The sequence below is a fragment of the Carboxylicivirga agarovorans genome (genome assembly GCF_050589845.1).
Taxonomy (GTDB): Bacteria; Bacteroidota; Bacteroidia; order Bacteroidales; family Marinilabiliaceae; genus Carboxylicivirga; species Carboxylicivirga agarovorans.
This window is the reverse complement of sequence record NZ_JBNGPA010000008.1, coordinates 47,478-59,590: the sequence shown is the minus strand read 5'-3', so window position 1 is coordinate 59,590 and position 12,113 is coordinate 47,478. Positions and strand designations below refer to the sequence as shown.

Sequence of the window (12,113 nt, the reverse complement as noted above, 5' to 3'; positions counted from 1 at the left end):
TTGGAGGGTAGTGTTCTAACATGTACATGTTGATGCAAACGCCGCATGACAAACTTAAAATGGAAGTAAGCAGCATGATGTTAGGACGACCTTTCAATGGTGTAAAGTTATTCCAGTACACTATTAATAATCTGTATAGTAATTCCAGGATTGGACTAAATATGATCTGAGTTCGTTCGATGTTCGTTCGATGTTCGTTCAATGTTCGTTCAATGTTCGTTCAATGTTCGTTCAATGTTCGTTCAATCAAAATTGTATAAATATTGACAAAAATAGGATTGATTAATCATTGAATTATGAGAAGTAGTTAGAGTAGTTCAATCAATGCTTCCTTCCGCCTCTTTAATTTATCTTCTGGCTTTTGCGTCAACTTAAGGACGAAGAGCAATAGATTGGATAGTAGTGCTTTTGATAACAACTTTAATAATTCGCTATGTCTGTTATTTGAATGGTATTTGGCAGAAATTACAGTTAGCCAAGTTCCTGCCGTATTGATTTGTGCATGGGAATAGCTGAGGACGATTGTCCAATGAGATTAATTACAACAATAGAATTTATGCTTTTTGTTTTATCAATGTTTCAATTGCGTTAATGCATCTTCCACAATTGGTTGCGGCATTTGTGTTCTCCTGGATTATTTCGAGACTTGGGAAATCGATCTTGTTAATCAGGTCTTTTATTGTGTTCTCCCGAACCCCCTTACATAAGCAAATTAGTCGATCCATCTTTTTTTTGTGCGAATGTAGTGTTTTTGCATTAAAAATATAAAGCTTTTAAATAACCCTTTACATACAGGGGGTGTAGATGTGGAATTAATAAAAATTAACAAATGTTTATAAATATTTTGCTTTTTAATTCGAAAAAAACTAAGTTTGGGTAGTTCTTTGATTTATAGGAAAGTAATTGTTCACATTGTAATAGCATGTGGTAATTACAGATTGTTTGCAAAAGATGAAAATTTGTTTCGAATTATAAATTATATACTTTTGTAATGTCAAATTCGCCATTTGACATTTATTAAAAGAAAACAACACAATTAAAAGAAGTTTAACCTTTGTCGCCATTATTAACTTTTTTAAACCTTTAATCATGTACACTAGAAACCGTATTTACTTTCAAAAGATTCTTACTTAGAATTTCTAATCTAACTGTCAAGTGTTAGTACTCTATTGAATATTCGCCAGTATTCGGTAGGTGTGTGTCGCTTGGTGGGATAATTATGTATTAAAATTAACGTGAAAGGCGTTAAAATTTATCACTATTATTAACTTAAACCTTTTGTTTTATGCGCAGATTAGCATTAATCGCGTCCCTGATATTATTCGTGGGACTGAACGCAATGTTTGCTCAAACAACAACTATTACCGGTCTTGTAACCGATAGTGAGTCAGGTGACCCGATGCCGGGTGTATCTGTAGTTGTAAGAGGAACAACTATTGGTACCGTTACTAATGTTGACGGTAACTATTCATTAAGTGTACCCGATGATGCAACAAACCTGTTGTTCTCATTTGTTGGTATGAAAACACAAGACGTTTTAATTGAAGGTCGTACTACAATTAATGTCGTTTTAGAATCTGAAGCCATTGGGGTGGATGAAGTTGTTGTAACTGCTTTAGGAGTTTCACGCGAAAAAAAATCACTTGGGTATTCTTCTCAGAGTGTAAATGCCGAAGAATTGAATTCAGCCAATAACTCTAATGCTGTGTCGGCATTAGCTGGTAAAGTTGCAGGTGTTCAAATTTCCGGATCTAACTTTGCAGGATCTCAAAACGTACTTATTCGTGGAGCCAGTTCATTAACAGGTAATAACCAACCTCTTTATGTAGTTGACGGTGTACCTTTAGATGCATCTAACTACAACAGTACCAGTACTCAAAATGGTAGTGGTGGTATTGATTATGGTTCAATGAGTAATGACCTTAACCCTGCTGATATTGAAAGCATCAATATTCTTAAAGGTAGTGCTGCGACGGCGCAGTATGGTAGCCGTGGACAGAACGGTGTTATTATGATCACAACCAAGTCAGGTAAGGCTGGTAAAAAATCATTCGCAGTAGATGTTAATTCTGGAATCTCTTGGGAGAGTGCTTATATATTCCCAAAACAACAGAAGGCCTATGGTGGTGGTTTAGGTGATTTCAAAACTGAAGAGATTGGAGGTACTGACTATGAAGTAGTTCGTTATGGAATGGACGAAAGTTGGGGACCAAAGTATGATCCAAACAGACAAGTGTTACACTGGTGGGGTGCAGCCGATTATGAACAAGGTCTTACATCGACTCCGGAAACAGCACCATGGGTTTATCCAGAGGAGAACTTTGAAAAATTCTATGAAACAGGTGTTGCATATACAAATTCGGTATCTGTTCGTTCAACAAATGAAACATCAGCTTTACGTGTTGGATATACCAATGTTAACATGACTGGTACATCACCAAATCAGAAGCAGGAAAAGCATACCTTCAATATTAATGGTAGCGCTAAACTTTGGGATGGTTTTGCTGAGGTTAATGCCAATATGACATATGTAAATACCTATACAAAAGGTCGTCAAGAAGGTGGATATGGTGATAAGTCAGTTTCACAAAAGTTCTACCAGTGGGGTCAAACTCAATTAGACATGAATAGATTGAGAAATTATAAAAACCCTGATGGAACGCAACGTACATGGAACAGAACAGCCTGGGATGATCCTACTCCTGTTTATTCAGATAACCCATATTGGATGGTATACGAAAGTTATGCTGATGATGACAGAGCGCGTGTATATGGTACAACAGGTTTAAAATTGAATTTAACTGATTGGTTAACAGCTGAAGGTAATGCATACCTGGATACATATACTTTCAATATCCAGGATAGAATGGCAGTTGGTTCACAAGCGCAATCATATTACTATAAAGCAACCAGACAACGCACTGAATTAAACCTTGAAGGAAAACTTAACTTCAAGAAACAATTCGATAATTTCAATATTTTTGGTTACGTTGGTTTGAACCAGAGAAAAGAAAATTATCAGTCTTTAATCGGACAAACGGATGGTGGTTTAGTAGTTCCAAATCTTTATGATTTAAATAACTCCGTAAATCAACCAACAGTTTTTGATTATAAAGAAGAGAAAAAAGTAAATAGTTGGTTTGCATTTGCAAGTTTTGGTTGGAGAGATATGCTTTATTTAGATGCATCTATTCGTCAGGACTATGATACATCCTTACCTTCTGATGATAATGTATATACATATCCTTCGGTTTCTCTTAGTTATATTCTGTCTGAAAACCTTGATTTACCATGGTTAAATATGGCTAAGATACGTGCGAATTATGCAGGTGTTGGTAATGGTACTGATCCATATCGTGTTAAAACATTATTTGAAACAGGTACACCTTTTAACGGAACACCTACATTTACTTTGCCAAGTACATTAAACAACCCTGAATTAAAGGCTGAAAGTACTTCAGAGTATGAAATCGGTGCTGAAATTTCAGCATTTAATAACCGTTTATTTGTTGACTTTAGTTATTATAACCGTGAAACGAAAGACCAGATTATTGCATTGGATTTAAGTCCAACAACTGGTTATGCAAGCAAGTATATCAATGCTGGTAAGATTCGCAATAATGGTATTGAATTATTAATCTCCGGTACTCCTGTTCAAATAACTAATTTTAAATGGGATGCTACTATTACATATGCTAAGAACAGCAGTGAAGTACTTGAATTACCTGATGAAATTGATCGTGTTCAATTAGGTCGTGCGCCATTTGGAGGAGCTTATGTAAATGCTTCTCAAGGTGATCCGTATCAGATGTTATGGGGATATGACTACGTATATGATCAGAATGGAAAACGTGTTGTTGGAGATGATGGATTCTATTTAAGAAATGGAGAATTGTCACCAATTGGTTCTGCATTACCTGATTATAATATGGGTATCAGAAACACGTTTACAATTTTCAAGAGCTTTGATGTTTCTGCATTAATTGATGTACAAAAAGGTGGTAACTATTACTCACTAACAAATATGTGGGCTATGTATTCAGGTATGGATGCTAAAACGGCTACTGCAACTTCTGGTGGAAATACAATTCGCGAGGATGGTTTAGTCTTAGACGGAGTAATCGCAACTGCATACGACTCTGACGGTAATGTTACAGAAAGTCGTCCTAACGATATTAATATTTCAGCTATTGATTATGGTGCGAATCATTATCATGGTTTTGGTACACCTAGTGCAACCAGCTTCTTTGATGCTTCATATGTAAAATTAAGAGAAATTACAATTGGATATACATTACCTCAATTTACTGATGTAATAAAGAATGTTCGTGTATCTCTTTATGGACGTAATATTGCTGTATGGAACTTAGACAATGAAGGTATTGATCCTGAAGGTATTGTTAATGGTTCTGGTAATATTCAGGGACTTGAAGGAGGTATTATTCCGACAACAAGAACATTTGGATTTAATGTACAACTAAATTTCTAAAAAGCGGATTATGAGATTATTTAAATATTATATAGCAATTATTTTTGTTGCTGCGTTGACTGCTTGTGATGTTGAGTATTACGACAGTCCAAACCAGGCAGCAGTTGTACCAACACCCGGTATTCTTAACCGAGTGCAGAAGCAGTTGATGGTAGATACCAGGGATGAATGGTTCTCAGGTCGTCAGGCACTTCTTTGGGTTCAGTACTGGGGACAGGTAAATTACACAGAAGAAGATCGTTATCAGTATCGAGAAACTGTTAATGAGGCATCGTGGTTTGATTTTTACCTACATGCAGAGGATTTAAAGGCAATTATCGACTTTAATACAAATGAAGCTACTATGGGTGATATGGCAGCATATGGTCCTAATGAAAATCAGATAGCTGCATCTCGTATTATGTTGGCTTATATCTTTTCAAAGGCTGTAGATGTATGGGGTGATATGCCATATTATTCGTATGGAAGTGATGATCCTGATTTTCAGGCATTAGATTTGGTTGAAAATAATCAAACATATCCTGCTTATGCCAGTCAGTCGAAAATTTATGAAGATATACTTAAGGAACTGGATGAGGCTGAAGCACAAATTACAGGTGATTTTGTAATGGAAGGAGATAACTTCTTTGATGGTGATGCTGCTCAATGGAAGAAGTTTGCTAACTCTTTACGTCTAAGAATTGCTAACCGTATTAAAGGTGTAAATCCAACATTAGCTAATCAGCATATTGCTGATGCATCAACAAATGTAATGACAAGTAATGATGATAATGCTGGTGTGACTTTTACTGCAGATAATAATGCAAATACAGCTCCAATGTATGCTGCGTTTTATATTGATAATCGTTTGGATTTTGCTCCTGCTCATACATTTGTTGAGTTATTAAAAGGAGAAAGAGGTCCATTCGGTGCTGACCCTCGTATTGATGCTATGGTAGCTGATAATGCTGAAGGACAAAAAGTTGGTATTCCTGCAGGTGCAAGTCGCGATGTAGTAGGTGAATTTGAATGGGAATCATTGCCAGGTGATGGTATCCTTGATCCTAAATACAAAGAACTTTATATGGAATATGCAGAGGTATGTTTCTTATTGAGTGAAAACAATGCTTGGGATCAAACATGGTACGAAAGAGGAGTTGAAGCTTCAATGCAAAAATGGGGCGTTGCTCAAGCGGATATTGACGCTTATTTAGCAACATTACCTGCTGCTACAATGGAAACAGTTTTAACTCAAAAGTATATAGCTCTTTATATGCAACCATATGAAGCATGGGCCGAGTATCGTCGTACAGGTTATCCAAATACCCTTGTGATGCCTGGAGGTTCATACGATGTTGTTGTGCCTAGAGGTGATGGAACAACCACTACATGGAGTTATGATTTTGATCCTCTTGAGGATTTAACGGATCTACCTGATAGAGTTCGCTATCCTTTATTGGAACAAAACCTTAATGGTGATAACAGAGCTGCAGCTGCAAATGCTATAGGAGGTGACGAAATGGACACTGAATTATGGTGGCAGTAAAAAAAATATATCATAAACTTTTAAGCTGTGATGGAACGTAGATTAAAGGTTTAGTTGTGTGAGGAAGGGGATGTCAAAGGACATCCCCTTCTGATTTTTATAAACTTTTATATGTGTGTTAGGGAATTAACTAATTAATTAAAAATAGTTAAATATTGTAATTTCATATTAAATTCATATATTAGTATTTCGAATACCCTAATAGGCTGTTCGAAACGACGATTATAGTTGGTGATTTGATTGATAAAACAATTCATACGAACTGATAAAATCGTATTAACTTAAACCAAAATCTAGTCCCAGTAGATTTTTAATTATTCCTGACATGTATTTGGACGTATGCCAAGAGGCATATGCGTCTTTGCTATTGCTACAGGTTTAATAGTTGTGTGAATTTCAAAATACTAATTCTGCCCACGAGGCACTAAACACAATTATTAATTAAAACCTTTAGTCTATGCGGAAATTTGCATGTTTGTTGTTCGCACTTCTTTTAGTCGGACAATCTATTTTGTTTGCTCAAACAACCATTACTGGTCGTGTTATCAGTAGTGAAGACGGAGAACCCATTCCGGGTGTATCTGTTGTCGTAAAAGGCACATCCATTGGTACTGTTACCGATTATGAGGGTAACTATTCTTTAGCCACTCCTGATGATGCACAAATTTTAATTTTCTCATTTGTCGGAATGACCACTCAGGAAATCGCCATTGAAGGACAGACAGTCATTAATGTCAACCTTCAGGGTGATGAAGTTAAAGTTGGTGAAGTTATGGTTGTAGCTTATGGTACGGCCAAAAAAGAATCATTTACCGGTTCAGCCGAGGTTGTAGGAGTTGAAAAACTCGAAAAAAGGGTTGCTGCCGACATAACCAAAGCCATTGATGGACAGGTGGCCGGTGTGCAATCAACTTCAGGTTCAGGACAGCCTGGTGAGGGAGCGTCCATCCGAATCAGGGGATTTGGTTCTATAAATTCAAGTAACGCCCCTCTGTACGTTGTTGACGGTGTACCTTATGATGGTAATTTAAATGCGATCAGTAACAGTGATATTGAATCTGTTACAGTATTGAAAGATGCTTCAGCAGGAGCTTTGTATGGTTCGCGTGGTGCCAATGGTGTTGTATTAATTACCACAAAAAAAGGTAAAAGTGGAAAAACATCTATTGAGCTTAAGGTTTCAAGAGGTATTGCCAACAGGGCTATTAAACCTTATGAAACACTTAATGCCACTGATTTTATTGAAACAGCTTTTCAGGGGTATAAGAACCAGTTGATTTATCAGAAAAATGTGGCGCCACATTTAGCGGGTGAATTGGCTATTAGTGAAATGAATGGCAATAATGGCATTTTTGGTTCTAATGAGCAGTATAACTTCTTTGATGTTCCGGTGGCCAGCCTGATTGATCCTGTAACAGGTAAGGTTGATCCTAATGCCAACCTTCGTTTTGAAAGTGACTGGCAGGATGAAATTACCAATGATAATGCTTTGCGCCAGGAGTATCAGATTCTGGTTAATGGAGGTACTGAAAAGATGCAGGTATTTTCTTCGTTTGCCTACCTTGAGGAGGAAGGATTACTTAAGAATACCAGTTTTGAACGATTCTCAGGCCGTGTAGGTGCTGAGTTTGAGACAGAACCATGGATTAAATATGGCGGTAACGTCAATTTTGCCAAAACAAAGACCGATTACCTTTCGTCAACTGGTTCTGCATCGTCGAATGTATGGTATTCAGCTCAGTTTATGCCATCTCTTTATCCGGTTTATATTCGTGACCGTAATGGTGATTTGATCTTATCTGAAACTGGTGAAAAACAGTTTGATTATGGTCCTAACCGCCCTGGTGGAGCCAATGATAACTTTAACTCAGTAGCCACATTATATGAAGATGAGAGTGTTCGTAACTTTGATAATGTATCCGGACGTTTTCATATCGATTTAATTGGTGATGGAATTGGTGGTTTCATAAAAGGATTAAGCTTATCAACAACTCTTGGTTTTGACTATGTCAATGAAAACCGACACCTTTATAATAACCCTGATTTTGGTGACTATGCTTCGGCCAACGGTTATTTGTATAAGTATAATATCCGAACTTTTTCTTATACATGGAACCAGATACTCAGATACACCAGGGATATTAAGAATCATAGCTTAAGTGTGTTACTCGGGCATGAAAATTATGAATACAAGTATAACTACATGCTTGGTGTTAAGTCTGGTTTCCCATTTGCAGGCATCAAGGAATTGGCGCCGGGAACTACCACCAAAGATTTAACTTCCTATGAAGATAACTATGCTATCGAATCATATTTTACCAATGTGACTTATGACTTTAAAGATCGATACTATGTAAGTGCGAGTTTCCGTGCCGATGCATCATCCCGTTTCCATAAAGATAACCGTTGGGGTAATTTCTGGTCAATTGGTGCCTCCTGGCGAATGTCTGAAGAAGGCTTTATGGCAGGAATTGAAATGATCGATAATTTAACCCTAAAGGCAAGTTATGGTCTCCAGGGTAATGATAATATCAATACCGTGGATGAAGATAACTATTATGCGTGGCAAACACTTTATGATTTAACATGGCCTAATGCAACGCTTGGAGGTTCACGCCTTGCTGATCTTGGTAATGAAGATATCAAATGGGAAGAGAACTTAAACTTCAATGTGGGAATTGAGGCACGTATGTTTAACAGGGCCAATTTCACCCTGGAATACTACAACCGTAAAACCATTGACATGCTGATGAAGCGACCAATGCCGTTATCGGCTGGTTTTGACAGCTATTGGGATAATGTTGGTGAAATGCAAAATAAAGGTATTGAGTTCAGTACTGCTATTGAGGTGATTAAATCAACTAATTTCAACTGGATTGCAACAGGTAACCTGTCAACGGTCAAGAATGAGATCCTTAAGCTGGATGGCGAGACGGATCAGATTATAAGTGGTATCCGAATCAATCGTGTAGGAGAGGAGATCAATTCATTCTGGCTGGCACAGAGTGCAGGGGTTGATCCGACCAACGGAGCTCAGTTATATCATGTATTTGAGGAAGACGAAGAAGGAAACAGAACGTATTCGATTTCTGACCAGAAGAATGAGGCTGTTAATTCAAGTGCCATAAGTGGAAGTCGTATTCCTGATTTCTATGGTTCATTTGGCAGTGAATTCACTTTCCTTCGCAATTTTGATGCATCGTTCTTAACAACCTTTTCTGTAGGTGGATATGTGTATGATTACTTATATCAGGATTTGCTTAATCCAATTTATATTGGAGCTAATTACCACAAGAATATTAAACGAGCATGGCAAAAGCCTGGTGATATAACCGATATACCGCGTGTGGAAAATGGTACCGGTTTTGCCAGGGCACAGAATGACGCCGGCTTAATTGATGCTTCTTATTTTGCTATCAAGAACGTGACCGTAGGTTATACACTGCCTCAAAATGTCGTTTCTTCAATCGGTATAGATAAGGTTCGTTTATATGTAACCTTAGATAATATTGCCTTATTCTCTCACCTTGATGGTTTAGATCCTCAGTATAACTTCTCTGGTTCAACCGATTATGTTTATGCACCGGTTAGTACTACATTATTTGGTATCGATGTTAAATTTTAATGACTGAAAGAATGAAGAACTTAAAATATATTTTACTGATATGCATGGTATTTGCCATTGCATCCTGCGAAGATAACCTGGACACCTTCCCAACAGACCAGGCTGGTGGGGCTGAATTGTTTTCTGATGTTGATAAAGCGATGAGTACCATCAACGGGCTTTACAGAGCCATGTATGTTACCGAATGGGGTACTGGTTGGGAACATGAGCAATTTGGACACATCTCTATTATTCACTCAGGTAACCTGATGGCCGAAGATATGGTTCAGGCTGAAATGGGTAGCGGCTGGTTCTATTATGATTATATGTACCAGGTTAAATCTGATTTTACCAATACGCAGGGACGCCCTTATTCGAGCTGGAATTTTTATTATACTTTGATTACCAATGTTAATTCAATACTGGCTTCCAAAGATGTACTTCAGGGCGCTCCAAGTAAGGTGAATTCGCTAATGGGGCAGGCATTTGCTCTCAGGGCCTTTTCTTACTTTTACCTGGCGCGTTTCTACCAGCAGTCTTTAGCAGTTGGAGGTGGTGATTTACCGGGTGTGCCAATCTATACACAACCAACTTCCATTGAGACTGAAGGTGTTGGAAGAGGCACGTTAAGTGATGTTTATGAATTGATAAATGCTGATATTGATAGTGCTATTGTACGCTTACATCCTGATGTATCCCAGGAACGGGTTCATATTTCAAATCTTGATTACTATTCAGCTAATGGCCTTAAAGCCCGCATTGCACTGGAACAGGAGAACTGGCAGGAGGCCTTTGATGCAGCTGCCGAAGCGTTAAAAGGAGGTACATCCATGTTGGCAGGTTCTGATATATCAGGTGGTTTTGCCTTTAACGATTCAGGTCAGGATTGTGTATTATGGGGATTTGAAATTTTAGATGATCAGGTGGCCGGTGCCGGACGAGCAATGTTATTTGGTCATATGGATGCCAGTGCCAGCGATTATTATGCCAGCCGTTCACGGGTATGCGTCAGCAGTTGGTTATATAACCAGGTTAAAGCGAATGATGTGCGTAAAAACTGGTGGTATGGTCCTATTGAGGATGAACAGGCAACAGGAACACAAAAGAGCTATAATCAGTTTAAGTTCCAGTTTGCCAATGTAGCTACGGGAGCAGGCGATTATATTTTTATGCGCCATGCCGAAATGTTGTTAATGCAAGCCGAAGCTAAATGTATGTTGGGACAATATGGAGAGGCAAGAACTATTTTGGAAGCTTTAATGGCCGATCGTCAACCTGGTTATGATATTAGTGGCCTTACAGATGCCAATACACTAACAGTTGATAGTGAAAACGGACCAACAACACCTGCATCAGGAAGCCTTACTTTACTGGATGAAATTATGTTGCAACGCCGCATCGAATTATGGGGTGAAATATCACGCTTATATGATGTGAAACGCCAGGGAACAGGGTTTACACGCGATTTTGAAGGAAGCAATCATAGCGAATTAATTCCGTATGTTGATTCACAAAACCCCTTATGTCCTGACTGGGTTATGGCAATACCACAGGCTGAGTTCGATGGCAATAGTGCTTTGGACCCTGTTATTGACCAAAATCCATGGTAACAGTTGATATGTTAGATGTGATATTATATCAGTTTAATTTAAAAGTAAAAAGATGAAGAAAATAATATATGCTTTAATGATTTGTCTTGTAGCACTCAGTGCGTGTGATCAGGACAATATACAAACGAAATATGATACAGGAGGTGTTGATTATGTCGCTGTTGGTGTAACTGCCGTTGATGAACCGTATAAATTAAATGCAGATAACAGTTACACGATAGCATTTCCTATACACCGCTCACTTAAAGATGTTTCAGGAACTGTTGCCAACCTGGTATTAGTCAGCAGTGATGAAACAGGACTTTTTGAGCTGGAGAGTGAAAGCCTGACGTTTGAGGATGGAAGTGCGGTGGCTTATGCAAATATAACGGCTACTAATCCTTCCGCTATTGATCCGGCTACTATCTATTCGTTTGAACTGATGGTAGTTGGTACCAATGCATCACCATTATACCACACGGCTGCATTTAGCGGACAACTTGAGTTGAGCTTTGAAACGGTAGGAACAGGAAGCTTTGAAAGTACCTGGGATGAAGTAACACGTCCTGTTAACCTTTATAAGGCAGTTGGTTTAGATATTTATAAGGCTGAGGCTTTGTATGAAGATGGTTATGATATTCTTATCATTGCCGATGAGGGTGCTGCAACAGTGTCGTTACCTGAGCAAAGAGGATGGTTCCATACAGGTGTCGAATTACCTGTTCGAATTGCCGGATCTGGCACGATTTCAATCAATGGCGATGGTAAAAAGGTCTTTACAATGCAAATAGAACATTATTTGCCGGAGTATGATCATACATGGGGCGAATGGGATGAAATTATCACGTTCCCATAGTACCTTGTGGTTTAGATTTAGTGATGATGCCCCCGGGAAACCGGGGGCAT

6 protein-coding genes are annotated in these 12,113 nt (G+C 38.2%); 5 read left to right on the top strand and 1 reads right to left on the bottom strand.

Annotation, left to right across the window (positions count from 1 at the left end):
• Window positions 1–554 precede the first annotated feature (554 nt).
• Window positions 555–725, bottom strand: a complete 171-nt coding sequence (locus ACRD69_RS10535; protein WP_430815043.1) for a (2Fe-2S)-binding protein — start codon at window positions 723–725, stop codon at window positions 555–557.
• Window positions 726–1,285: 560 nt separating this feature from the next.
• Here ACRD69_RS10535 and ACRD69_RS10530 point away from each other — a divergent pair.
• The 5 genes from ACRD69_RS10530 (at window position 1,286) to ACRD69_RS10510 (ending at window position 12,063) form a co-directional block, all read left to right on the top strand.
• Window positions 1,286–4,489, top strand: a complete 3,204-nt coding sequence (locus tag ACRD69_RS10530; RefSeq protein WP_430815042.1) for a SusC/RagA family TonB-linked outer membrane protein — start codon at window positions 1,286–1,288, stop codon at window positions 4,487–4,489.
• Between the two features lie 10 nt (window positions 4,490–4,499).
• On the top strand, window positions 4,500–6,014 hold the full coding sequence (locus ACRD69_RS10525) for a SusD/RagB family nutrient-binding outer membrane lipoprotein (RefSeq protein WP_430815041.1): 1,515 nt from the start codon (window positions 4,500–4,502) through the stop codon (window positions 6,012–6,014).
• 457 nt (window positions 6,015–6,471) lie between these two features.
• Window positions 6,472–9,639, top strand: a complete 3,168-nt coding sequence (locus ACRD69_RS10520; RefSeq protein WP_430815040.1) for a SusC/RagA family TonB-linked outer membrane protein — start codon at window positions 6,472–6,474, stop codon at window positions 9,637–9,639.
• Between the two features lie 11 nt (window positions 9,640–9,650).
• Entirely contained in the window at window positions 9,651–11,228 is a 1,578-nt protein-coding gene (locus tag ACRD69_RS10515; protein WP_430815039.1) for a RagB/SusD family nutrient uptake outer membrane protein, read from the top strand.
• Between the two features lie 52 nt (window positions 11,229–11,280).
• Window positions 11,281–12,063, top strand: coding sequence for a hypothetical protein (locus tag ACRD69_RS10510; protein ID WP_430815038.1), 783 nt, complete (start codon window positions 11,281–11,283; stop codon window positions 12,061–12,063).
• Window positions 12,064–12,113 lie beyond the last annotated feature (50 nt).

What these genes read in the sequence shown, in the direction of transcription:
- ACRD69_RS10535 (WP_430815043.1), bottom strand. Translation starts at nt 725, where the DNA reads ATGGATCGACTAATTTGCTTATGTAAGGGGGTTCGGGAGAACACAATA.
- ACRD69_RS10530 (WP_430815042.1), top strand. Translation starts at nt 1,286, where the DNA reads ATGCGCAGATTAGCATTAATCGCGTCCCTGATATTATTCGTGGGACTG.
- ACRD69_RS10520 (WP_430815040.1), top strand. Translation starts at nt 6,472, where the DNA reads ATGCGGAAATTTGCATGTTTGTTGTTCGCACTTCTTTTAGTCGGACAA.
- ACRD69_RS10515 (WP_430815039.1), top strand. Translation starts at nt 9,651, where the DNA reads ATGAAGAACTTAAAATATATTTTACTGATATGCATGGTATTTGCCATT.
- ACRD69_RS10510 (WP_430815038.1), top strand. Translation starts at nt 11,281, where the DNA reads ATGAAGAAAATAATATATGCTTTAATGATTTGTCTTGTAGCACTCAGT.
- ACRD69_RS10525 (WP_430815041.1), top strand. Translation starts at nt 4,500, where the DNA reads ATGAGATTATTTAAATATTATATAGCAATTATTTTTGTTGCTGCGTTG.